Annotated in this window: 16 protein-coding genes; 11 read left to right on the top strand and 5 right to left on the bottom strand. The window is 43.0% G+C overall.

What is annotated here, in order from left to right; translation table 11 throughout:
• Positions 1-221 precede the first annotated feature (221 nt).
• Positions 222-1,466, bottom strand: coding sequence for a sulfate adenylyltransferase (gene sat, locus ACT3TH_RS08060; protein WP_444755329.1), 1,245 nt, complete (start codon positions 1,464-1,466; stop codon positions 222-224).
• 316 nt (positions 1,467-1,782) lie between these two features.
• On the opposite strand from sat, the gene ACT3TH_RS08055 reads away from it, so the two are divergent.
• The 3 genes from ACT3TH_RS08055 to ACT3TH_RS08045 all read left to right on the top strand — a co-directional run bounded on the left by ACT3TH_RS08055 (position 1,783) and on the right by ACT3TH_RS08045 (position 4,784).
• Complete coding sequence (locus ACT3TH_RS08055; protein WP_444755328.1) at positions 1,783-3,468, top strand: nitrite/sulfite reductase; 1,686 nt, start codon at positions 1,783-1,785, stop codon at positions 3,466-3,468.
• On the top strand, positions 3,461-4,057 hold the full coding sequence (locus ACT3TH_RS08050; RefSeq protein ID WP_444755327.1) for a DUF934 domain-containing protein: 597 nt from the start codon (positions 3,461-3,463) through the stop codon (positions 4,055-4,057). The genes ACT3TH_RS08055 and ACT3TH_RS08050 overlap by 8 nt, the downstream gene beginning before the upstream one ends.
• 88 nt (positions 4,058-4,145) lie before the next feature.
• A complete protein-coding gene (locus tag ACT3TH_RS08045; protein WP_444755326.1) occupies positions 4,146-4,784 on the top strand; it encodes a phosphoadenosine phosphosulfate reductase domain-containing protein in 639 nt (212 codons plus the stop codon).
• Between the two features lie 143 nt (positions 4,785-4,927).
• Here the strand turns inward: ACT3TH_RS08045 and ACT3TH_RS08040 are convergent, their stop codons facing one another.
• A complete protein-coding gene (locus ACT3TH_RS08040) occupies positions 4,928-5,668 on the bottom strand; it encodes an SDR family NAD(P)-dependent oxidoreductase (RefSeq protein WP_444755325.1) in 741 nt (246 codons plus the stop codon).
• Positions 5,669-5,938: 270 nt separating this feature from the next.
• Here ACT3TH_RS08040 and cysG point away from each other — a divergent pair, with 270 nt between their 5' ends.
• From cysG to ACT3TH_RS08020, 4 genes are all read left to right on the top strand, one after another.
• Positions 5,939-7,546, top strand: a complete 1,608-nt coding sequence (gene cysG, locus ACT3TH_RS08035) for a siroheme synthase CysG (RefSeq protein WP_444755324.1) — start codon at positions 5,939-5,941, stop codon at positions 7,544-7,546.
• 170 nt (positions 7,547-7,716) lie between these two features.
• Positions 7,717-9,300, top strand: a complete 1,584-nt coding sequence (locus tag ACT3TH_RS08030) for an exonuclease SbcCD subunit D C-terminal domain-containing protein (RefSeq protein WP_444755323.1) — start codon at positions 7,717-7,719, stop codon at positions 9,298-9,300.
• Positions 9,300-10,283 (top strand): leucine-rich repeat domain-containing protein, encoded by a 984-nt coding sequence (locus tag ACT3TH_RS08025; protein ID WP_444755322.1) that lies wholly within the window; start codon positions 9,300-9,302, stop codon positions 10,281-10,283. The genes ACT3TH_RS08030 and ACT3TH_RS08025 overlap by 1 nt, the downstream gene beginning before the upstream one ends.
• Before the next feature lie 63 nt (positions 10,284-10,346).
• On the top strand, positions 10,347-14,303 hold the full coding sequence (locus ACT3TH_RS08020; RefSeq protein WP_444755321.1) for an AAA family ATPase: 3,957 nt from the start codon (positions 10,347-10,349) through the stop codon (positions 14,301-14,303).
• A gap of 125 nt (positions 14,304-14,428) precedes the next feature.
• Here ACT3TH_RS08020 and ACT3TH_RS08015 read toward each other — a convergent pair whose 3' ends face one another.
• Entirely contained in the window at positions 14,429-19,264 is a 4,836-nt protein-coding gene (locus tag ACT3TH_RS08015; protein WP_444755320.1) for an NAD-glutamate dehydrogenase, read from the bottom strand.
• A 469-nt stretch (positions 19,265-19,733) separates the two neighbouring features.
• Between ACT3TH_RS08015 and purD the strand changes: the two genes are divergently transcribed.
• Both purD and ACT3TH_RS08005 read left to right on the top strand, forming a co-directional pair.
• Positions 19,734-21,065 carry a phosphoribosylamine--glycine ligase gene (gene purD / locus ACT3TH_RS08010; protein ID WP_444755370.1) on the top strand — a complete coding sequence of 444 codons (1,332 nt, stop codon included), beginning with the start codon at positions 19,734-19,736 and terminating at the stop codon, positions 21,063-21,065.
• A gap of 384 nt (positions 21,066-21,449) precedes the next feature.
• A complete protein-coding gene (locus tag ACT3TH_RS08005; RefSeq protein WP_444755319.1) occupies positions 21,450-22,844 on the top strand; it encodes an ABC1 kinase family protein in 1,395 nt (464 codons plus the stop codon).
• 102 nt (positions 22,845-22,946) lie between these two features.
• Here the strand turns inward: ACT3TH_RS08005 and ACT3TH_RS08000 are convergent, their stop codons facing one another.
• Positions 22,947-23,594 (bottom strand): SAM-dependent methyltransferase, encoded by a 648-nt coding sequence (locus ACT3TH_RS08000; RefSeq protein ID WP_444755318.1) that lies wholly within the window; start codon positions 23,592-23,594, stop codon positions 22,947-22,949.
• Between the two features lie 201 nt (positions 23,595-23,795).
• On the opposite strand from ACT3TH_RS08000, the gene ACT3TH_RS07995 reads away from it, so the two are divergent.
• Both ACT3TH_RS07995 and ACT3TH_RS07990 read left to right on the top strand, forming a co-directional pair.
• On the top strand, positions 23,796-23,987 hold the full coding sequence (locus tag ACT3TH_RS07995; protein WP_193005035.1) for a DNA gyrase inhibitor YacG: 192 nt from the start codon (positions 23,796-23,798) through the stop codon (positions 23,985-23,987).
• A gap of 41 nt (positions 23,988-24,028) precedes the next feature.
• Positions 24,029-25,210, top strand: coding sequence for an aspartate aminotransferase family protein (locus tag ACT3TH_RS07990; protein WP_444755317.1), 1,182 nt, complete (start codon positions 24,029-24,031; stop codon positions 25,208-25,210).
• A 114-nt stretch (positions 25,211-25,324) separates the two neighbouring features.
• On the opposite strand, the gene ACT3TH_RS07985 is transcribed toward ACT3TH_RS07990, so the two are convergent.
• Positions 25,325-26,224, bottom strand: a complete 900-nt coding sequence (locus ACT3TH_RS07985) for a LysR family transcriptional regulator (protein WP_444755316.1) — start codon at positions 26,222-26,224, stop codon at positions 25,325-25,327.
• Positions 26,225-26,358 lie beyond the last annotated feature (134 nt).

Raw genomic sequence — 26,358 nt, 5'->3', positions numbered from 1 at the left:
ATGAATCAGCTTATCGACTGATTAACTTGGCATAAGTAATCTGATTATTTATGCCAACGCAATTATTCTTAACGACCGCTTATGAAATATAGGAATAGACAAAGACTGGTAGTAATAGTGTCTTTTAATCCGTCAAGCATTTGAAGCCATAGAAAACAGCAAAAAAAGGGGTCAGATAATAAATCTGACCCCTTTTTAGTACTCAATACTGAAAACTGTTTTTATACAGCAGAGGCGCCCGTTAGCTTCACCTCAGCACGCTCCTCACGAGCGATACCAGCATAATAATCGCGTAAAATCTCTAAGACTTCTGGACGGCTAAAGTTTTCTGGTACTTCTTCATCTTCCGACAAAGCTTTGCGCAGTTTTGTACCTGAGACTTTGACATGCTCACTGGCATCATGCGGACAGGTTTTGTCCGACGCCATAGCGTTACAAGCATTACACCAAAAGGTCCAGCCAATCTTTAATGGCTGCGTAATCAAATCTTCTTTGCCAACCTGCTCAAAGATGGTTTGAGCATCAAAAGCACCATAGTAATCACCAACGCCGGCATGGTCACGGCCAACGATCAGATGACTACAGCCATAGTTTTGACGGAATACTGCATGCAATAGTGCTTCACGAGGACCAGCATAACGCATGTCTAGTGGATAACCTGCTTGGATAACCGTGTCTTTTCTAAAGTAGTTATCAATCAGCGTTTTGATCGCTTCTTGACGTACTTCGGCTGGGATGTCACCGGGTTTCAATGCGCCGAGCAATGAGTGGATTAACACCCCATCGCAAATCTCGATAGCGATCTTCGCCAGATATTCATGCGAGCGGTGCATTGGGTTACGAGTTTGGAATGCAGCAACCGTTTTCCAGCCTTTGGCATCTAAGATTTCACGCGTTTCAGCAGGCGTTTTATAAATCTCTGGGTATAGTTCTGGGAACTCCCCTTCACTTAATACTTCAACGCTACCTGCAATGTTGACCGCTCCTTGATTTAATACTTGTTGCACGCCTGGGTGTTCAGGATCGGTCGTGGTAAATACTTTTTCACACTCATATGCTTTATCGATGGTATAGGTTTCTTCAACCGTGAGAATACCCATTACTTCGCCATCTTGTGCGACCAAGGCCACTTTGTCGCCTTGATTCAAGCTGTCAGCAGTTTCTTTGGGCGCAGACAAAGTGATCGGAATTGGCCAAAACAAGCCTGCGTTGTTTCCACTTTGCAGACGCATATTATCGACCACGCCTTGCCAATCGGCTTGATTCATAAAGCCATTCAACGGAGTAAATCCGCCGATACCAAACATAATCAAGTCACCGCGCTCACGTGAGCTTAAGGTAATCGTCGGCAAAGTGCTGGCAAGTTCCAGTGCTTGGGTGCAAGCCTCGCCGTTTAATAATAGTGGCTTAAGTGCTGAGCTACCGTGTGGAGGAACGAGTTTTGATGTGGTCTGATTCTGGGTCATGGGAATATTAAAACCTTAATAAAGAAAAGAAGGATCATGAAAAGTAAGAAATAACGCAAGAAGAAGCCGAAAAGTGAGTATAGCTTGCCTGTTATCAGACATTAAATGGAGTAAGCATAGGCTACCTAACTTTCTATATGAAAATTTATGCTGTGTTTGGATATGGATATGTCTGAAAGGAATTTATGTTTATAGAGGCAAGCTTATATGATGGTAAGCTGAATTATTCATAATGCGATTGGCAATAAAACCTATTACACACGCAAATCATTTTCGTCGCTGCCTTTAAGCTTAAAAACAAAATTGAGATTACGTCATGTATCAATACAATTACGCTGACCAAACCTTGGTAGAGGAACGAGTTGCCCAGTTTCGCGACCAAACCGAACGATTTTTGGCAGGCGAGCTGCCAGAAGAGCAGTTTTTGCCACTGCGTCTACAAAACGGTCTTTATATTCAGCGTTATGCGCCCATGCTGCGTATTGCCATTCCTTATGGCTTGTTTGCCACTTATCAATTGCGTAAGTTGGCAGAAATCACGCGCAAATATGACAAAGGCTACGGGCACTTCACCACCCGTACCAATATCCAGCTGAATTGGCCAAAACTTGAGGAAGTGCCCGATATTTTGGCGGAGCTGGCCTCAGTACAGATGCATGCGATCCAAACGTCGGGCAACTGTATTCGTAATACCACAACTGACCCTTATGCTGGTATTCATCAAGAAGAGATCGCCGATCCGCGTCCTTATTGTGAGATTATTCGTCAGTGGTCAACCTTCCATCCTGAGTTTGCTTTTTTGCCGCGTAAATTTAAGATTGCAGTCGTTGGCACAGCGAATGACCGCGCTGCGACACAAGTACATGACATCGGCCTACATTTAAAAACCAATGAAGAAGGTGAGCTTGGCTTTGAGGTGTTGGTTGGTGGCGGACTTGGTCGTACGCCTGTCATTGGTAAAGTAATCAATGAGTTTTTGCCACGCCAGCACCTGCTGAGCTATTTAGATGCGATTTTACGCGTCTATAACTTGCACGGTCGCCGTGATAATAAATTTAAGGCTCGTATTAAGATATTGGTTGAAAGCATGGGTGGCCCAGCTTTTGCCAAATTGGTTGAAGCCGAATGGCAAGCACATACCAAAGACGGCCCGCTTACCTTAACCGATGACAATTTCGCGACTGCCAGCAGCTTTTTTACTGAGCCTGATTATGCGAGCTTCGACGGCTTACAAATACAGTCTGAATTACAACGACAGTTGGATGCTGATAAAGACTTTGCCAATTGGTACAACCAAAACACCGTGGCACATAAAGTTGCTGGTTACCGCGCTGTAGTAATTTCCCTAAAAGCGGGCATAGTAGACGGTCGTTATGTGCCATCAGGCGATGTGAGCGAATCGCAAATGGACGCGCTTGCGGATCTTGCTGACAAATACAGTTTTGGTGAATTGCGTGGTACGTATCAACAGAATCTGGTCTTCGCCGATGTGCAAACCAATCAGTTATATGAGTTATGGCAACAGTTATCTGAGCTGCATTTGGCACGTGCCAATATCAATACGCTCACAGATATGATCGTCTGCCCGGGCTGGGATTATTGCTCACTTGCCAATGCCACCACGCACAATATCGCTGAGCAAATCGAAAAACAGTTTGACGATCTTGACTACCTTTATGACTTGGGTGAGATTCGACTCAATATGTCAGGTTGTATGAATGCCTGCGCCCATCACCATACGGGCGATATCGGTATCCTTGGTGTCGATAAAAAGGGTGAACATTGGTATCAAATTAGCCTTGGTGGCAACTCCAGCAATGATGCCAAAATCGGTAAGATATTGGGCAAAGCTGTGCCAGCAAGCGACGTGGCAATTACCCTACAAAAAATATTGGATGTCTATCTAGAGCATCGCGTAAGCAACGACAATGACGTAGAACGCTTTGGTGATTTGGTTGATCGTGTTGGTATCGCGCCCTTTAAGGAGAAGGTCTATGGGTAATCATCATGTGCTAAACAGCGATGGGGTCGATATCAGTCAAGATGACACGTGGCTTGCGCTTCATACTGAGACGCTACCAGACGGTATTGCCTTATCTCACATATCGCTACTTGAGCTGCTGCAAAAACAAGAAAAGCTTGAGGTCATATTACCGCTGACTGACTTATTGAATGCAACAGGCAAAATGGCTGGCGGTTTATTACAAGAAGTCCGTGAGTTGGTGAGCCAACATGCCAGCCGTGTGGGCGTTTGGGTGACGTCGGATACCGATACGGGGATACTGGTTGCCTTGCCAGAGTTTTTATTACAGCAAGATTTGATTGTCATTCATGTCCCTGTCTTCACTGATGGACGCGGCTTTAGTTATGCGCAAACGCTACGTCAAATCGGCTATCAAGGAGAAATCCGTATAGCAGGCAAGTTTGGCCGTGATCAAATTGCCTACCTGTTACGTGCAGGTGTTGATAGTTTTGTGCTAAGCGAACATGACCTACAGTCCATCTCGGACATCAGTCAAGCATTTAACGCGCTTGCCAGCAGCTACGATGGTCGCCATGCAGCAGCGCTGCCCATGTTTTCGGGCGCTTGATTTTATTAAAGTTTCATTTTTTGTCAAAATCAAATTCGCTTTTTTATACCAATAACATTTTATGCTAACAACCAGTAAGGAACATATCATGAGCCAATTACATCCAAACCTAGATATCGATCAAGCAAACCAAGACTTGCAAGGCAAATCACCAGAAGAAATCGTCGCGTGGGCATTAACGCAAGCAAAAAACCCAATCATCACCACCAATTTCCGTCCTTATGAGTCAGCGATTCTGCATTTAGTTGCCAAGCAACGTCCTGATATCACAGTATTGTGGGTTGACTCAGGCTACAACACCGATGCCACTTATCAGTTTGCCAATAAAGTTATCCGTGACTTGAACTTAAATGTCGTCACCTATATTCCTAAGCAAACGGCAGCGTACCGTGATGCGACCATGAATGGTATCCCAGGCATTGACAATCCACAGCATGATGAATTCACCGATCAAGTAAAACTTGAGCCATTCCGCCGTGCTTTGGATGAGCTAAAGCCGGATGTTTGGTTTAACGCCATTCGTAAAGATCAGACTGAGTTCCGCCAAGGTCTTGATGTGCTTAGCTTATCAAAAGATGGCGTGTTAAAAGTCGCGCCATTGTTTGAAAAAACAGACGCTGATTTGGACGTCTATCTTGAAGAGCATGACTTGCCAAATGAGTTTGATTACTTCGATCCGACTAAAGTAGAAGAAAGCCGTGAGTGTGGTCTGCATACTCAGCTGTAATCTTCGATAACCACTCACAGCATTATGCAACAATAAAAAAGCCCTCTCAAAATGAGAGGGCTTTTTTATTGTTGGGAATATACGTAAGAGTGGTTCGTTGTTATTGACGCCCATGTTGACGACTATGTTGGCAACTACTAAAGTTATTTGCGACCTAGCACCCAACCGCCATCCATCAAAACGTTAGCGCCTTGCATATAGTTAGAATCATCAGATGCCAAAAATACGGCAAGTGCAGCAATCTCTTCAGGCTTACCGGCACGCTTGGCAGGAATACGCTCTAGACGCTCATCCTCAATCCCCTCAGTCATTGGTGTCTTTATAAAACCTGGCGACAATGTATTAACTTTAATACCCTGACTACCAAAATCGAAAGCCAACTGTTTCGAGAACCCCAAAATGGCATGCTTGGATGTAACATATGCTGAGCCGCCCGGTCCTGCCATTTGTGTCGCTTGCGAACCGACATTGATAATGGTGCCGCCGCCTTGCTTAATAAAATGCGGAATCACCATTTTGGAAGCCAAATAAGGCGCTTTGACATTAATCGCCATCAATTTATCGTAAAAATCTTCTTCTAGCTCAACAGCATTGTCATAAGCATCATGAATACCAGCACCGTTATACAAAATGTCAATCTGACCATAAGTCGTTAATGCTTTGTCAACAACGGCTTGAATATCGTTCTTTTCCGTCACATCAGCCTTTACAAAGATGGCGTCTTGATTGCTGTCTCTAATATCTTTAACGATTCGATTGCCCTCTTCCTCATCGCGTCCTGTGACGACTATCTTAGCGCCTTCATTAGCAAACGCTTTAGCCGTCGCTTCACCCAATCCTGAAGTGCCACCAAATACAATCGCCACTCTGTCTTGTAATTTCATAGTATGCTTACTCTTTTTAATTATTGTTAATTATCGATATAAGATTGATTATCTTAAGACATGCTAGCACAACCTAATTTGGGATATGTTAGCGTGTGTTAGATAATTTATTGATTTGAGAAAGTAATTACATCTATTCCTATTAGTAAGAAAAATATCAGTTTTTATCTCAAAAACGAATATACTAATGCCAATTCACTACGTGAGCCCGCGTCTGTGATACCTCATAATGATGACATATTTTACATTGACTGAATGACTGGTGATGCTATGAACACCTTTCCGCTATTTTTTAAATTAGAAGATCAAAAAGTACTTATCGTGGGTGGCGGTGAAGTGGCGTTACGCAAAGCCGACTTGCTGAGCCGAGCGGGTGCGCGTATTACGATTCTTGCGCCTGCTATCAGCCATGAAATACGAGAGTTGCTGAGTGATGACAAGCATGAATTGATTGAAAAAAACTATCATAAATCTTATATGTCAGGCGCTCGCATTATCATTGCCGGTACTGACGACGAGGGGCTGAATCATCAAATTCATGCCGATGCGACGGATTTAAATATCCCAGTCAATGTGGTTGATACCCCGCCGTTATGTGATTTTATTTTTCCGGCTATTGTAGACCGCAATCCCATTGTGATTGGTATCTCATCCAACGGTAAAGCGCCGGTGCTGGCACGTCTATTGCGCGCTCGTCTTGAAACCTTGATTCCGCAAGGTTATGGCAAATTGGCCAAGCTAGCAGGAGATTTTCGCGCTGAAGTAAAAGCCAAAATTCCGACCCTTACAGGACGTCGTCAGTTTTGGGAGCGCGCCTTTGAAGGTCAAGTCAGCCAGCTGATGTTTGCTGGCAACGAAAACGAAGCAATCGCTCAGTTGCAAGCCGACTTAGACAGTACAGCCGCCATTAGTAAAAAGAAAGCTATAGATACTGAGATAGAGCAGCCAACAAACGTGCCTGTTATATCAGACGTATCGACTGATTCTCAAATCCCTGACTCTCAAACTAATGTAGGGGAAGTCTATATCGTCGGTGCAGGCCCTGGTGATCCAGAACTGCTGACGTTTAAAGCGCTGCGTTTAATGCAGCAAGCGGACATTGTCTACTATGACGCTTTAGTATCGCCGCAAGTATTAGATCTGTGCCGCCGTGATGCGGACAAAGTATTTGTCGGTAAAAAACGTAGCAACCATACAGTGGCGCAGCTTGGCATCAATGAGCTGCTGGTCAATAGCGCCAAAAAAGGTCGGCGCGTGGTGCGCTTAAAGGGTGGCGATCCCTTTATCTTCGGACGTGGCGGTGAAGAGATCGAAAGTCTGCGCTCGCATGGCATTCCTTATCAAGTGGTACCGGGGATTACCGCAGCCAATGCGGCGGCCAGTTATGCTGGTATTCCGCTCACCCACCGTGACCATTCGCAATCCGTACGTTTTGTCACAGGTTTTTTAAAGGCAGGTGCGCCTAATAGTAACTTTAAGAACTTTTTGGACACCGATGAGACCGTGGTGTTTTATATGGGTCTGCATTCACTCTCGCGGTTGACTGAAGGATTGATTGAGGCTGGACGCAATACTGAAACCCCAATCGCAATCGTGTCTAACGCCAGCATGCCCAATCAACAAGTACTGACTGGCACGCTTGCGACCATCGTTGAGCAGCAGGAAAAAGCCCAACTACCTACGCCCGCTTTACTGATTATGGGCGATGTGGTCAGCTTACATGACGATTTGTCTTGGTATAATCAGTATAACCAAAACAGTGAGGACACCGCAGATAACTGGCTACGCGGTGGCATATCGAGCCTTAATAAAGACAAAAAATCGTCTGCAAGCCAGCAAGCACACGCTCTATCTATGATAGCCAATCTTGCAGAGTAATAAGATAGGGTTTGAGACAGTAGGCTAGAAAACGTTTACCATTAATTTCAAATATTTCCAAAAGCCCTACCAGATGATTGGTAGGGCTTTTTTAATACGTTGCAACAGAGCAAACCGCAATAAATCTTGTTAGAATAAAAGCCTTCTACTAAATGTCCTTAAGTCCAACTATGTCCATACCTGACGCGCCCCAATACGCATCCACAAAACCGCTAAAAATTTTGCACACCTCCGATTGGCATTTGGGGCGACGGCTGTATGGGCGATTGCGTTATAGCGAATTTGAAGCATTTTTAAGTTGGTTACAAGCCACTATTAGCGCACAGCAAGTAGATATCTTGATCGTTGCTGGTGATATCTTCGATACCATGACTCCGAGCAATAAAGCCCAAGCGCTTTATTATGAGTTTTTGGGCAAGGTCTCAAAATCATGCTGTCAACACGTAGTCATCGTTGCTGGCAATCATGATTCACCAACGTTTTTGGATGCGCCAAGCAATGTCCTTAAGTTTTTAAATGTACACGTCATCGGTACGGCTTGTGAAGACTTAGACGATGAGGTGTTAGTTTTAGAAGATGTATATAGTACACCGCATTGCATCATTGCCGCCGTACCCTATCTGCGCGACCGTGATGTACGTAGCAGTCAGGCTGGCGAGTCCGGTCAAACCAAAGACGCCAACGTCATCGCTGGTATCCGCGCCCATTATGATAAAGTGGCAAACATTGCTAAAGTGAAGCAAGCCCAATTGATCAAAACGCATCAGCAGCATATTCCAATTATTGCCACAGGACATCTATTTGCTGCGGGCGGCATGACCACTGATGATGATGGCGTGCGTGAGCTTTATGTGGGTTCGCTCGGTAAAGTCTCTGCCGATATGTTCGATGACAGCTTTGATTATGTGGCCCTTGGGCATCTGCATGTACCGCAGCGTGTTGGCGGTCGTGAGAGTATTCGTTATTCAGGCTCACCCATGGCTATGGGTTTTGGTGAGGCCAAGCAGCAAAAGCAAGTCTTGCTGATACAGTTTGGCGCAACAGCAGATATTTTTGTTGATAAAGAAGAAATAGCGTCAAACACCATCACTGAAAATGCGACAACTGCAATGATGCCGATGACAGCAACGGCTAGAAAAGCTGTGAATCAGGCAACTGCCTTTATGGATGACTTATTTGGTTTCGATGAACCAGCAGAAAGCAATGAGATGGTAAAAACTACTACCGAAGAAGGCACTATCAATCAGCGTAATGGAAATATCCAATCAATTCCTACTGATTCGGTTGTTTCTAACAGAACTTCTAACAAATTGCTGCATCAAAATAATTCAAGTCAGATGAAAGTGATATCCCTACCCGTTCCAAAGTTTCAACAATTATCACAAATCTCAGGTGATTTAGAAACGATCAATCAGAGCATCGAGAACACCATACACGCCCTTGCTGGCACAGAATCCGTGTGGTTTGAAATTATCTACACGGGTGAGGACATCATCAGTGAGTTGCGTGAGCAAATCCAAGCGATGGTAGAGGGCTTACCGTGTGAGGTATTGAAAATAAAAAACACACGCACTTATAATAAAGTCCTAAACCAACAGCAAACCTCTGAGACACTACAGGATTTGGACGAGCAGGAAGTTTTTGAGCGCTGCTTAACCGCACATAACGTCCCTGATGCACAAAAATCCACCTTGCGCGATGCGTATGAGCAGATCGTTTATGGTTTGCATCATGAAGACAAGTTGGCTGAGTGATGAAAGAAAATCAAGATTTAGAAATACTAGAAATGCAGCTTCAACCTATTATCGATTGGGCGATTACTAATGATATCGAAGAAGAAGTAATCCCAAGAGATATTGGAAAGCTTAGCCAAGTCGAAGATATTTATTTGTCGGGTTATGAGTTGTCAGCATTGCCTGATAGCATTTGTTTTTTAACACAACTTGCTATTCTTGATATTTCAGGTTGTGAAATAAAATTTTTACCTTCAAATATCGGTAAACTAACTAATTTAATAGAATTAAATATTAGTAACAACCAACTAACTTCTTTACCTATCAGTACCATAGACTTGGCTAATTTACAGTGGCTTGATGCTAGCTATAACAACCTTAATCAGCTGCCTTCGAATTTTAGAAATCTAAAAAGTCTTAACACTTTGATTTTATCTGGTAATGAATTAAGTTATATTCCTGAAGAAGTTGGTCAGCTTACTAGTAATGTAGATTTAGAGCTCTTTTTTGAGAATAATCAACTTGCCGAAGTACCTAGTTGGATTGGTGCACTAACCCATTTGAACAGACTGAGTCTCAACAATAATAAATTAGGTGAGCTACCTGATGCTATTAGTCATTTATCAAATCTTAACTATTTAAGTGTCAATAGAAATAATCTTGCCAAAATCCCAGGTTGGATAGGTAAACTTTCAAAACTATCTACCCTTAATCTAAATTCAAACTGTTTGAATAATCTATCTGATAGTATTGGTGATTTATTTCTCCTTACCTCTCTCGATATTAATAATAATAATAGAATAGTGAGATTACCTGATACTGTTGGAAACTTAAGTAAATTAATATATTTAGGTATTCACGGTAATCCAATTCATAAGATTCCTCATAGCCTCTTAAAATTAAAAAACTTGAAAAATTATGAAGAGCTTACTAAAAGTCAAAATGTAACCATCAAGAAATCTTTGGTAAATAAAATCCGTAGCTTTATTAGAAATAATCAATAATTATCTTTTTCATTAATTTTTTATCCATTTGAAATTAAATGTTCCCAAGAATAAGACCTGCCCATGCGCTTAATCGAACTTAGACTCAAAAACTTAAACTCTCTAAAAGGTGAATGGCACATTGATTTTAGCGATGCCGCCTTTCTGAATGAAGGCATTTTTGCTATTACTGGTCAAACAGGTGCTGGCAAGACCACCATACTAGACGCGATTTGTTTGGCGCTATATAGCCAAACACCAAGATTAGGTGATATTACTGGATCGGCAAATGAGATCATGACCCAAGGCATGGGCGAATGCTCAGCAGAAGTCATCATCGAGATAGACACCAAGCGTTATCAGTGCTCGTGGTATCAGCATCGCGCCCACAAAAAAGCCAAAGGCAATCTATTACCAATCAAGCATGAAATTAGTGAGGTTAAAACAGGTAAGATTTTAGAGGAAAAAAAATCCAAGACAGCTGCCTATATTCAAGACCTAATTGGTATGGATTTTAATCAATTCACTCGCTCGATCATGCTTGCTCAGGGCAGTTTTGCCGCCTTTTTGAAGTCAGATATTGGCGACAGAGCGGCCATTTTAGAAAAGATCACTGGGACAGATATCTACGCCAAAATCTCACTGAACGTTCATGAAAAAAAACGCGCCGAAGAAGAAGTGCTTGGTCAATTGCAGGCGGGTGTGAATGGCTTATCCTTGTTAACGATTGAAGATGAAACCTTATTATCAGAAGAGTTGAAAAACCTGAACCAGCAGCAAAGTAATCAGCGGCAAACGTTCAAAACTTTGGGTGAGCAAATTCAATGGCTAGAGGCTGTCCAGCAGTTGCAGCAAAACCTCTCTATCTATGAAAACGAGTTTACAGCAGCGCAGCAAGCACAGCAGGCATTTATTCCAGAAGCCAAGCGTTTAGAAGCGGCGAAACTTGCCTTAGAGATTGATAGCCAATTTCGAGAATTGAGCTATAGCCGAGACATGGTCAAGCGGTTAGAGACTGAGCAACAAGATTTATTGCATAAAATTCCAGCGCAGCAAGAAGCCATTGCTCAAGCTGAGTCCGATTTGCAAATGGCAGATATGCTCGAAAAACAAGCTACGGACGATCTGCAAACAACCTTACCAATCATTGCCAAGACACGCGCCTTAGATGCTGATATCAAACAGCAGTCTCATGCTTTGGCGGATATGAATGAGCGTAAAGACACCGTTGCCAATCTTACGCAAAGATTGGGACAAGAGATTGATCGTCACAGACAAGCAGAACAAGAAAATAAAGCGCAGCTTGCTAGTATAGAGGCATATTTTAGCGATCATCAAGAATTGAATGATCTTGATACAGATATGACGACCTTTGACAATAGCTGCCGACGCCTAAAGACGATATTGCAAAACAATACCGAACTGTTGGCAGACAAGGTTAAGCATGATAACCAAGCTCATCAGCTAAAAGACAATGTGGATCGGTTGTCTAAGCAGCAAGAAGCAGAAGCGTTGATGATAACGCAGCGACGCGAGCAACTTGCCAGCCTACAACAGCAGCAAGCAACGCTCACGCAAAAACAATCAATTGCCAATATACGTGGTGAGCAAGAGCAAGTCGATCATATCATCCATCAAATGACGCAGACGAGCTTTAAGCGAAAGCAGTTGTCTGAGCTTGCCGACCAAATTAAAAAGACTCATTTGTCGGTGCCGCTGCTGAATCAAGAACTCACAACATTGAAAAGCTTGATTGCCAGCCAGCAATCAGACATTCAAGAAGCCAAGCTCAAACGCCAAGACAAACAAGCACACTTAAACCTCCTACAAAAAGTTGCCAAACTTGAAGACTATATAGCAGAGCTTGAAGATGGTACGCCCTGCCCGCTTTGCGGTGCGCATGAGCATCCTTACGGCGAACATCATCCTTTATTAGACAATAACGATAGCAATAATAGTCAACTGTCGCAAACGCAACAAACCGAGCAGCAAATCACCGAGCTAGACAACGTGATTGACAACCTTGAGCAAATCTTATCGCAACATCATATTGACCATGCCACAAAAAAAGAGTCGCTAAACAATCAACGCCAGCAGTTATTGCCCTTACAGCAGCAATCTAAAACATTATGTGATGACATTCAAACTGAAATTTCCACGCTGTTTGACGCTGGCAACACTTATTCTGAATCGATGAATACCATTATCAGTCCACTTGCGCAGGTTAAAAATAATATTGTCGCATTTAGCCAATCATTAGATAGCCATTTTATAACGAATGAGACTAATGACAGTACAGACAATGACGACATTTTATTGAGCGCTTCGTCATTGTTCGATTGTGCCAAGGAGCGGCTGCTGAAACAGAAGCATGCTTTAAAAACCATACTAATTCAATATGACGAGCTTGCAGATACTATCTCAGCGCTAAATCACTCTATCGAAGCTGATGAAAAGCAGCAACACTCTCTTGTTAAGCAAATCAGTGACCTGATGACCGATATCAAGCTCAATCTTCAAAAAACTGAAAGTATAGAAGAGAAAATCGACGCCAATTTTTACGAATTAGTACCGATGATGACCACCGTTTTCGCTTTAGTCGATAAGTATCCAGCGAATAAATACCAAGACCATCTGCATACAGCACTTAAAATAACAGATGTTAAAGACTCACTTAAACAATTGGGTCACAGTATTGATCAAAAATCCGTACTTAGTAGCGCCGATAGTGATCGTCATATTGATAGCTTACGTCAACAGCGTAATATGCTAATTCAAGTGAAACAAGCGTTTGTAGAGAAAAGAGCGCGTCAACAACAGCTAACCAATACACTCAGTAGTTTGACTGCACAAATTGAGACCAAACAAGATCAGCTCGCTCATGAACAAACTACCTTAAAAGAGCTAACCGATCTGACAGTTGATAAAAGCAATAAAATTGTGCAGTTAGAAAGAGATAGAAAATCGCTCTTTGGAGATAAATACCCAGATATTGAAGAAAATAACTTGCGTCATGCGGTCGATGCAGCAAAAACAAAGCAAGCTCATGCACAAAGACAGCGAGACAATGCGCAGCAGGCGCTAGAGCAGCTAATTATCCGACAAGAACAGCATGCGACAGAACGACAATCTGCCACTATGACGCTAAATATGCATCAAAGTACTTTTTCTCATTTGCTATCAGAATCACAGTTTGTAGATGAAGCCGCCTTTATCGCCGCGCAACTGTCTAAAGAAGCACGTGACGCCTTACATAGCCGTAAAATCGACATTGACAATACCTTACAACAGGCTAAATTGCAGTTAGACCGTACCCAACAATCCTTAACAAAAAATCTTGCAACACCCATGACGGATCAAAGCTGGGAAGCGCTGGCAGGTCAGCATCAGCAAATCCAGACGGAAATCGATCAGTTGAGTCAAAAAATTGGCGCTATTGATCAAAAACTCAAAGACAATGACCACCAAAAAGGCGAACAAGCGGCTCAGCTCGTGACTATCGATGAGCAAAAGCAGCGATTACAAGTTTGGCAGCAGCTACATACGTTAATTGGTTCAGCAGATGGCAAAAAGTACCGCACCTTTGCTCAAGGGTTAACATTTCAGGTGATGATCAAACACGCCAACAGCCAATTGCAAAAAATGAGCGATCGCTACTTACTCATCCATGATGAAGACAGCCCGCTTGAGCTTAACGTCATTGACAATTATCAAGGCGGTGAGATTCGCAGCACCAAAAACCTGTCAGGTGGTGAAGGCTTTATCATCAGTCTGGCACTTGCGTTAGGACTGTCACAAATGGCCAGTCATAATATCCGTGTTGACTCGTTATTTTTGGATGAAGGGTTTGGCACACTTGATGAAGAATCCCTTGATATCGCGCTCGATACCTTAACCAGCTTGCAACAAGAGGGCAAACTTATTGGCATCATCTCGCACGTGCAAGCGTTAAAGGATCGCATATTGACCCAAATTAAGGTCGAAAAACTCTCAGGCGGTTTTAGCCAAATCACTGGACAAGGTTGCCAAAAAGTAACTTGATAGAATTAGCATCAATAGTATTCATAAGACAATAAAAAACCACCGTTAATCAATAACGGTGGTTTTTTTATAAACAGACAAACTTACTTGTTCACTTTTATTTAATGGCCTTCATGTAATGGTTTTTATTTGCTCACCAAACCACTAATTTCGCTCATAAGAACTGAGAGTGTTGATAGACTTACTTGACTGTCTTCATTGGCATCAAGTTTGTTCATCTCCATCTCTACAGATGCTAGCTGATCTAAATGACGCGCGCGCCACTCACCAAACGCTTGCTTCGCATCAGGTTTTGACAATACCGCATCCATGAGCAGACGCAAGCTACGTGTCAACTCATTCACTAGTGCATGGCGTGCACGGCGATCCCAATAACCCTGCTGCGGCAAGCCCGCGATATTATCCATCATCCAGTCTAGCTGCAACACTTGATAGGCTTCAAAGTATAACGTAGCAATCTCATCGACAGGACGCTCGTATTGTTCAGCAAGAAGTGCTGCATCTAGCGCATCGACATGATATGGCAACATAGCAAACAACGCCGCATCACTATTGGACAAATCTTCTTGCATCAAGCTGGTGGTATCTTCTTGTAAATATTGGGCAAACTGCTGCTCAATAAATCCACCTGACTTGGTGAGCTTTTCCACACTTTGGCTAAAGCGACTAATCATATCAGTGACTTGAAGATCTTGACCGAAGGCATTGATAAACCATACCACACCGCGTTCAAGCGCATCACGCAAACGTAGCTCAAGCGTGAGCAATAACTTAGCATCGACTTGATTGTCCAGTGCTTCAAGTGTGTTCCAAGCTTTAGACACATTAAAGACATCACGAGTGATCGCATAGCCGCGAATAATGGTTGCTAGTGACTGATCTGTCTCTTCATAGAGACGGAACAATGCTTCGATGCCCAAACGGTTAACCACACTGTTGGTCAGATACGTACTGATGATTTCGCGATGTAAGCGGTGCTCAGTCATCTCATTAAAGAAACGCGAAGCCAGTTCATCAGGGAAGTACTTGCGCAGCTCATTGATGAAGTATGGGTCATCTGGTAAGTCAGACAACAGTAAGTTGTCATAAACCCACATTTTGCCATAAGCCATGATGACCGCCAATTCAGGATTGGTCAGACCAGTATCCGCTTTTTGACGCTTGGCAATCTCTTCATCTGATGGCAGATATTCGATGGCACGGTCAAGACGACCTTCACTTTCTAGCATCTGAATGAAACGTTGATGCTCACTCAAATTCGCAGATGCCAAAATATGGCTAAGCTCAATCGCTTGTGGCTGTAGGTAGTTTTGGCGCAGTACCAGCTCTGCCACTGTATCAGTCATGCTTTCTAACAGCTCGTTACGCTGCTTCAACGTCATGTCGCCCTGCTCAACCACTTTACCAAGTAAGATCTTAATATTGACTTCATGATCTGAGCAATTTACGCCGCCTGAGTTGTCAATGGCATCAGTATAAATACGGCCACCTGTTTGTGCGTATTCGATACGGCCTTGCTGGGTAAAGCCTAAGTTACCGCCCTCGCCGACGATGGCTGCACGTAGCTCATTACCATTGATACGCAGCGAATCATTGGCACGGTCCCCGACATCAGCATGAGTTTCATTAGCGCTCTTAACATAAGTGCCGATACCGCCGTTCCAGATCAGATCAACAGGTGCTCTTAGTAAGGCGCTGATCAAATCGTTCGGTGTGAGACTGTCTGCACTAATATCAAAAATTGCTTTCATCTCTGGACTAATGGCAATGGTTTTGTCTTGACGTGAGAATATACCACCACCTTGACTGATTGACGATTTCTCATAATCTTCCCACGATGAGCGAGGTAGCTCAAACAAGCGAGCGCGCTCGGCGTATGAAGATGCCGTGTCTGGATTTGGATCGATAAAAATATGCATATGGTTGAAGGCGGCAACCAGCTTAGTATGCGTTGAGAGTAGCATACCGTTGCCAAAGACGTCCCCACTCATATCACCAATACCAATGACAGTAAAGTCATCACGATTCTGAATATCCATGCCGCGCATACGGAAGTGACGCTTGACCGATTCCCAACCACCGCGCGCAGTGATACCCATCGCTTTGTGGTCATAACCGACTGAGCCGCCAGAAGCAAAGGCATCATCCAGCCAGAAGTTGTATTCAGCAGCCAGAGCGTTAGCGATATCAGAGAAAGTCGCTGTTCCTTTGTCCGCCGCCACTACCAAATACGGATCGTCTTCATCATGACGCACGGTGTTGGCTGGCGCGACGATAGTACCATCGACAATGTTGTCTGTGATATCAAGCATACCGCGTAAGAACGTTTGATAACAGGCGATACCTTCGGCTTGAAACGCTTCACGGCCATCTGCCATCGTCTTGGTTTTGACGATAAAACCACCTTTTGAACCAACAGGGACAATCACTGCGTTTTTGACCATCTGTGCTTTGACCAGACCCAGTACTTCGGTACGGAAGTCTTCCATGCGATCTGACCAGCGCAGACCACCACGAGCCACTTTGCCGCCACGTAAATGCACGGCTTCCACACGTGGTGAGTAGACAAATATCTCAAACATTGGCTTAGGTAATGGCAGATTAGGAATGGCTGCTGCTAAGAACTTAAACGACAAACGGTCTTTACGCTGACCATTAACGTCCATTTGATAAAAGTTAGTACGAACCATGGCGTTAATTAAATCTAAGTACCAGCGTAAGATACGGTCCTCATCTAAGCTATCAACATCTGCAAGCGCTACATTAATCTGCTCTTGGAACTGAGCAGTTTTCTCACTGCGTTCGGCTTCACTATACTTAGGATTCATACGAGCATCAAACAAACTACCTAATGCCATACTAATGTCGCTATTTTTTACGACTGTTTGTTGAATGTATGTACTAGAGAACGGCGCTCGTGCTTGCATCATATAACGTGATAAGGCACGTAACACCACCACATCATAAGTATCAAGATTGGTTGTCAATACCAACTCGTTAAAAGAATCACTTTCAACTTGTCCTGCCCAAATCTGTTTGAGACTGTCTTCAAATTGACCACGTACCACTTGCATGTTGACCGTATCAACGTGCTCTAACGTCAACTCATACTCTTGCATCCAGATAGGTTGCTCTGGTAAGTCAAACTCATAAGTTTGGGCAGAGATAACCGATACCCCGAAGTTCTCAAGAATAGGCAGTACTTTAGATAAGATAACAGGCTGTTCACGACCATACAGCTTGAGGTGCAACTGATTGCTTGCATCACCCGTTGACTGATACAAGTGCCAAATCATGGGCTGCTCTGCGGTCAGTCCTGCCAAGCGTTTGGTATCTTCAACAGCAGTGCGAGCATCAAAACGCTCTTGATACGCTGCTGGAATGTAGTTTAAGAAGCGGCGGTTTAATGCATTGGCCTGCTGCTCACCCACATTGTCGAGTAGCACTTTTTGATAGCTATCACTCCATGATTGCATCAATGCAGATAACTTGGCTTCGAGTGCCTCGGTATTGACCTCATTTACCTGACCTGGCACCGTACGAACGTGAACATGAACACGTGCGTGCGCTGATTCATTAAATTCAGTAGTAAAGCCTGAAGATGTCCCGCCATAAGCTTCTTTTAAGACGTTTTGTACTTTGATGCGTAGCTCAGTGTTGAACTTATCACGTGGGATATAGACCAGACATGAAACAAATCGCTGATAATGGTCGATACGGCTGAACAGGCGCAGACTCTTTTTATCTTGTAATTGACTGATGCCAGATACGATAGGATACAGCTCTTCAACGCTGGCTTGAAACAAGTCATCGCGTGGCAATGTGTTGATCACGTGCATCAGTTTATGATGAGCGTGTCCATCACGTGGCAACTCTGCCATCTTCATAATCTTATTGGCTTTTTCACGTAACAGCGGGATTTGCTGTACGGTGAGCTGATACGCTTGCGACGTCAGTAGACCCACGAAGCGATATTCACCGACTAGCTTGCCGTTGTCATCGAACTTATGAATACCCAAAAAGTCCATATATACCGAGCGATGGATTGGTGACACACGGCTTGATTTAGAAAGCATCAATACTCGTGGCTCAGTCAGTAGCTGCTTTAATACTTTAGGCAGTTGACTGAAACTTTCTGATAACTTGTCTTCTTCTGCACCGCGTAACAAACCAAGACCGCTGTTACCAATGGCAAATAAATCTAAGTCAGTAGGCTTGGCATCAACTTCAATAGCTTGGCCACCTTCTAAACGATATTCACGGTAACCCAAGAATATAAAATGATCGTCCAATACCCAATCTAAGAATGCTTGTATCTCTTGCTGCGAATAAAACACTTCCGGCAATGGCTTGTTGGACAATTCAGTTTTAATGTCCATCAGCTGTGCGCGCATTTGCTTCCAGTCACCGACGACTGTATCTAATGTATCAATCTTGGACAGCAGCATTTGTTGTAGTGCGTCCAAGTCTTTATTGTCTTGGTAAGCAATTTCACAATGAACCAAAGACAGATGTGAAGTGGCACTTTCATGCGCGCCTTCGACATGCGTAATCTGTCCATTATCATCACGTTGAACGCTAACGATAATGTTATAGGTGCGGTGAACATCGATGCCTTCTGCTTCAAGGCTCATCAAGATGGTATCAACTAAAAATGGTCTGTCGTAAGCCACGATTTGAATGACAGTGTGTGAGCTATGGAAATGCTGCTCTTCTGCTTTTGGATTTATCACAGTCAGCTGCGGCTTACTACCATCATAAGCTTTGAGTAGCGTAAAATGATGTAGTGCCATGCCTGCCAAATCAGCATTGCTGATGGCTTTTGCCGCCTCTTGATGGAGCGGCTGATAATAACTATGAACAAAATGGTCGAACAGCGATTTGTCTTTTTGTACATAACTGGTAGCAATATCGCTTATCTGGCTGATGCGCTCTTTTGCGATACTGAGGGAGTTTGGCATGTCCTTCGTCCTTTTTTACAGGTTTGGTTTATCATTTATTTATTTGAGTTTATTAATATGTACTAGCTACTAACACCGCACGAATATATTCGATATTTCTTATGAGGCGCAGTAGTATATCCATTTATGTCACAAATTCTATTTTTTCTTAATTTTTCTCCTCTTTTTGCTCTTATATTTTAAGAATATGTAGCAACAAGGATTTAATACTATTAATCTAGTGAAGTTTAACGCACCTAGGGCGTGAGCTAAAGCCTACAACATCATTTCATGAATCAGCAACATTCCGATAACATTTACTAATAGGATGAATCGTTGTCTTATCGATGTTTCGTGGCTGGCAAGTGGATACTCATGGTAAATGTGGCAGATTTTTTGTTAGAATATGCCAGCGTATCTAATAGTGTGTGACTCACTCACTATCAACTTTGATGCTAAATTAACTTTGATGCTAAGGGTAGGATCTATGATGAATATTTTGGTGATTGGTTCAGGTGGTCGTGAACACGCACTAGCATGGCAATGTGCCAAAGATGAGAATGTAAAAAATATCTACGTCGCGCCTGGTAATGCAGGTACTGCCCTTGAATCGAAATGCCAAAACGTTGATTTAGTATCTACCGACGGCGACACTAACGAGCATAGCGCTGTTATCAAGTTTTGCCAAAATAACGCTATTGATATGGTCATCGTTGGACCAGAAGCGCCTTTGGTCACTGGTATCATTGATGCTTGTCGTGAGGCGAATATCCAAGCTTGGGGACCGACGGCATATTGTGCACAGCTTGAAGGTTCAAAAACTTTCGCTAAAGAATTTATGGAGCAGAACAATATCCCAACGGCCGCTTATCAAGGTTTTACGGACGCCGCAGCGGCCAAAGCCTATATTGATGAGCAAGGCGCGCCGATTGTGATCAAAGCAGACGGACTTGCTGCAGGTAAAGGTGTCATCGTTGCCGAAACCATTGAACAAGCGCACGAAGCAATTGATGACATGCTTGCAGACAATAAGTTTGGTGATGCTGGTAGCCGCGTGGTTATCGAGCAGTTTTTACAAGGCGAAGAAGCCAGCTTTATCTGTATGATCGATGGTGAAAACATTTTACCCATGGCAACCAGTCAAGATCACAAGCGGGCGTATGAAGGTGATACAGGACCGAATACAGGTGGTATGGGTGCCTACTCTCCTGCGCCAGTTGTTACTCAAGACGTTCACAATAAAGTCATGACTCAGGTTATCCAACCAGTGGTAGATGCGATGAAAGAGGCTGGTCATCCTTATACTGGATTTTTGTATGCAGGTCTTATGATTGATAAAGCAGGTGACCCTTACGTTATCGAATTTAACTGTCGTTTTGGTGATCCAGAGACACAACCTATTTTGATGCGGCTGCAATCTTCAATGGTAGATTTGGTGGCGCAAGGGCTGGCAGGTCAACTACCGAGCGAAGCAAAATGGGATACGCGCCCTGCTCTTGGTATCGTCGTTGCGTCAAAGGGCTATCCTGAAACCTCATCAAAAGGTGATGTGATTGCTGGCTTGCCAGAGCTCGATACTCAAAATATTAATACTGTAAAAGTATTCCATGCCGGTACTACATTTTCTGATAGTGACGATGCTATAGATAATGAGAAAGAAGTCATAACCAATGGCGGACGTGTATTGTGCGTAACAGCTTTGGCGGACAGTATTTCTGATGCTCAGCAGGCAGCACTAGCAATCACAGGCGCGATTAGCTTTGATGGCGCGCAGTATCGTCGTGACATTGGTCATCATGCCATTGCTCGTGAAAACGCTTAGTAAGTTTTTATCGATCATTCTTGTTTTACATTATTTGACCTAGCTTGATGCTAGGTCTTATTTTTTGATGCCGATTTTTATATTTTCTAATCTATTAATGAATATCTACTTACCTTCTTATGTTTTGTAAGCCAGCTGGGGCTGGTTGTCAGTCTAATCATCAAAAACCTTGTTCCCAATAATAGATATTCGACAATTATAATTTTTGATACTTCCGTATTCATAAGCACATCTCGTCTTACAAAGTAACTGTTATCATCTGTCTAAGGCTCATCAACCAAACGGGCTTTATATGATACAATTTTGTACCTGTACATCACATATCCCTTGTATTGTAGGTTTCGAACCCGCACATCAGTACCAACTGGATGAATGATTATATTTATGGCAAATGATACGTCTAAAACTTTTAGCAATAAGCAGTCAATTGATAATTTAAAAACCTCAGGATTTGAGCGTCGAATGTCAATTGCCAAAACTTCTTTGAATATCGGTCGTCGTTGGGCGGGCAATAGTGTGTCTGGTATGTTCTTAAATAAAGAAGCACGTACAGCACGCAACCAAGCGTTTATGGAGACGCAGGCAAATTATCTTGCAGCAGAACTGGGTAAGTTGAAAGGTTCAGTGGTTAAGATTGGTCAAATGCTTGCGATTTATGGTGAGCATATCTTACCGCCCGAGATTACGCGTGCGCTGCAAACACTTAATGACGACACAGCCACCTTGTCATGGCCAACGATTGAATTGACGTTACGCGAGTTGTTGGGCGAGAAATTGAACGAGCTTGACGTTAATCCGATTCCTATCGGAACAGCCTCCTTAGCCCAAGTTCATCGAGCTACCGTCATTGCGACAGGCGAACAGGTTGTATTAAAAATTCAATATCCTGGTGTAGCAGATGCTATTAATTCAGACCTTGCTTTATTTAAACGCCTGTTAAAAGTGAGTAATATCGTCCCGCAAACCCGCTCATTGGATGCCTGGTTTGAAGAAATACGCGACCTACTCCATCATGAAGTCGATTACGAAGCAGAAGCCGTGACGACAGAACGTTTCTATGAACGTCTGAGCCATGATCCGCGTTATGTGGTTCCTAAGATTAATCGTAATTATTCAAAAAAACGCTTATTGTGTATGTCTTACGAATCAGGCATTACCGTAGTGTCCGAAGCATTACAACTGCTATCTGCTGAACGTCGCAGCGCTATTGGTCAAGCTGCTATCGAAATTATGATGCAAGAAATTTTCGTTTGGGGTGAGATGCAAACGGATCCAAATTTTGGTAATTATCTGGTTCGTGTGAGTGATAATGCAGAAGAAATTGACAAGTTGGTATTGTTAGATTTTGGTGCTATCCGTCAGTTTGATAACAATTTATTGACCATTGCTCACGGTCTCTTAAAAGCTGGCTATTATCACGACCATCAAGCTATGGTGCTAGCGATGACTGGTTATGATTTCTTTGATAGTATGAGTGCCAAAGTGCGTTCTAATGTTGCTTCATTATTTTTGCTGGCTACAGAACCTTTTAGCGATCCAGCAATAAATCCTTATATTCCTGCTAATTGTTTGGATGATAGCAACCGTTATATTTGGGCAAATAGTAAATTACATTCTCGCCTGTCAACTGAAGCAACAAAAGCGATGCAGTCTTTTGAGTTCAATCTTCCACCAAAAGAGTTTATGTTTATTAGTCGTAAATTTATTGGGGCATATACTTTTTTAACGGTGTTGGATTCGCATACTGACTCTAATAAATTGGTGAAACCATATTTATAGTTCTAAACAAGGTCTAACTTTTGGACTGCCCTTTCGGGGCAGTTTTTCTTATTTTTAAGTTATTTGCTTAGGCTATTTATATAGCCTTATAAAGTTGATTTTTTAGTCATCAAACCTTGTCTTATATCCTTTTGGTTTGTGAATGTTAAGCTCCCAACACGTCTCGCCCCTTGCCAAATACTTCACTTCAAAATGCGTGCGCTGGCTGTCACTGGGTACTTTGTACCGAGTATTAGGTAAGCACCATATTTGAGTCGCTTGCTGCTCTGCATTGTCCATATATGCTTCAATATTGGTCGCAAGTACCACTTCACCATCATCTTGCAAGCGCGACAATAAAAACTCGAAGAAAGGCATATTTAACCACTGTTGATTGGGATTATGCTGTTCAGGGTTTGGATAAAGGATAAAAATTTTCGCCACACTATTGGCTGGTACGGCGTGGACAATCCAAGCAATCGCATCAGCGTGAATCGCATCTAGGTTCAATGCATTCTGCGCTGTAGCCAGTTTCGCAAAAGCGTCAAACTTATTGCGTGTGCGTTCAATAGCAATTAGATGTTTATCAGGATTTTGCTCCGCAAAGCTAAGGGCGTGTTTGCCCTTCCCTGCGCCAATTTCCACTATCAAAGGAGCGTTATATTTATTTTCTTTAATTATATTTGGAATGACAAAGTTACGTGGTGGTGAGAGCTTCTGTGGTTGAAATGCACGTGTTTGTTGATGCGAAAGCTCGTTATTGTCACTCATCTACTGTCCTTAAAGTATTTGTCTTTTGCCATTATTCGGCCGCATGCTATTATATAGCCAATCCACTTGAATAGTAATATAACGACAGCAAGTACCCATTTACCAATCGTAATTTGGACAAGAGTGGGCAGTCTGTACTAACTGTCATTTGTTAATGACCTTATTCATATCAGCAACTTCAAGGATACGCTCACTTCTATTATGACTGACTCTACCCCTAATACCTCGCCCAAGACTTATCCTTGTCCTCGCTGCGGTACTCAGACTGCATGGCAAGACAATAAATATAAGCCGTTTTGTAGCAGTCAATGCAAACTCATCGACTTAGGTGCGTGGGCAAATGAAGATTACACTTTGCCCGCGGAAACCACACCCTTCTCTGACGAACTATAACTGATACTTTTAATCCATTTACTATACCGAGGATGTTTTATATGCATGCAACTTACCTGATGCCCACTTATAACCGTCAACCAATCAGCTTTACCCGCGGTTCAGGCAGTTGGCTGTACACCAAAGACGAAACCCCTTATCTAGATGCATTAACTGGCATTGCAGTGTGCGGACTAGGACATTGTCATCCTCAAGTAACTGACGCCATTCAGCAGCAAGCAGCAACCTTGGTACATACCAGTAACTTATTCGGTATTAATTGGCAGGAGCGTGCAGGCGAAATACTTTGTACTGCCGCTCAAATGGACAGCGTCTTTTTTGCCAATAGTGGGGCAGAAGCGAATGAAGCAGCGTTAAAGCTTGCTCGTCTGTATGCACATAAACAAGGCTTTAAACGTCCTAAAGTCATTGTTATGGAGCAGTCATTTCACGGTCGTACATTGCTGTCATTATCAGCCACTGCCAATCCAAAAGCACGTGAAGGATTTTATACGTTAGATGAAGACTTTATCCGTGTGCCGTTTGGAGATATTTCAGCGATTAAACAAGCAGCGCAAGATCATGAAGAAATTTGCGCTATCTTCATAGAGCCGATTCAAGGTGAAGGTGGTCTCAATACGGCAGCCAACGGCTTTATTTATCTGGAGGAGTTGCAAGCAGAATGTGAGGCTAATAATTGGCTCTTTATGCTCGATGAGGTACAAACAGGCAATGGCCGTACGGGCAAATATTTCGCTTATCAGCACAGCAATGCTCGACCTGATGTATTGACGACGGCTAAAGGATTAGGAAATGGCTTCCCAGTAGGTGCTTGTATGGTACGTGGCCGCGCTAACGGATTATTTGGTGCAGGCAGTCACGGTTCTACTTATGGCGGCACGCCATTGGCCAGTCGCGTGGTACATAGTGTCTATGAGGTACTCGCAAACAGTGACATCATGGAAAACGCGGTCAGCGAAGGGTTATTTATCCGCGAGGCAATAGTCAATGCGCTAGGCCAATATGGTGTTAGCAGTCGCGGCGCGGGTATGATGATTGGTATTTCATTACCTGAAAACATGGACTGTAGTCAGCTGGTAGATCGTGCACGTGATGAACAAAAGATGATCATCAACGTCACTGGTGGTCACGTGGTACGTTTGCTGCCTCCACTCAATATGAGCCGTGATGAAAGCACACAAGTCGCTGAGCGTTTGATCGATTTATTGAAGCCGTCTTTTTAAGCAATTTAAAAATATAATCAGCCTTCATATTGAAAAAAGCCTATAAATATTAATTATCTATAGGCTTCTTATTATGATGTATCAAAAACCAGTAACTTATAATCGAATCATCATTTAATTTGCATGAAAATATTTTTTTAATACTTCTAAGCAACGCGTGATTTTAGCAGGTTGCTGGTCGCGATTTAGGGTAACTGCATACAGTACAAAGCTTGGCAACTGATAACCCGTCAAAACTTCGACCAAATCACCGTTTTCAAGTTCTTTCTTGATATCCATTTCCATCACTCTAACCAAACCATGGCCTTCTTTGGCCAATGTGGTTGCCATAAAGACATTATTGGTATAAATACGTGAATGCATTTTTGTGCGTGTTTTTTTACCAGTTTCAGTTTGAATCAGATCAACCTGATTAGCATCTTTCATGATTTCAATACAAATTAGCTGATGGTCCGCCAAATCTTTTGGGGTTTGCAGTTTGGTATGCTGACGCAGATATTGCGGTGAGGCAACCAGCATCTGACGTACATCGGTCAGTGGATGACTACTTAACGTAGAATCATTAATCGTTGGACTCATGCGAATCGCGATATCAATACGCTCATCGATCATGTCGATATAGTGGTTGTCTGCCAAGTACGTGATACTGAGGTCGTCATGAGCCGCCATCCATGTAGATAATGCAGGTAATATGTGATTGACGCCAAGTTCGGGAGTGGTCGCTACTCGTAAGCTACCTGCCAACTCATCACGCAACTGATTGACCTTGATGCGACCTTGTTCAGCTGCACTGACCACATCTTTTGCGGCCTCATAAAAGCTTTCACCCGCTTCTGTTAAGCTCAGCTTACGGGTTGAGCGATGCAGTAGTATCACACCCAGCTCATTTTCTAATGAACGAATTTGCTGGCTGACTGCACTCGTCGTAATACCAAGCTCACGAGCTGAGCCACTAAAAGAGCCATGTCCAACCACACTGGCGAACACAGCCATACCGCGTAAATTATCTAACATATTCTCACCTAAGCTGCATTTCAATTTTTAATATAACTTAACCATTATAACGAATTTTTAATTTGCCTTACAGTGCTTAAATGCCCTGTTCTTATTCAAATAAATTAAATATACCACCAATAAAAACAAAAATA

Source organism: Psychrobacter sp. AOP22-C1-C5, from assembly GCF_052378885.1.
In the GTDB taxonomy this organism is placed as follows: Bacteria; Pseudomonadota; Gammaproteobacteria; order Pseudomonadales; family Moraxellaceae; genus Psychrobacter.
This window is presented reverse-complemented; position numbering and strand designations above follow the sequence as displayed.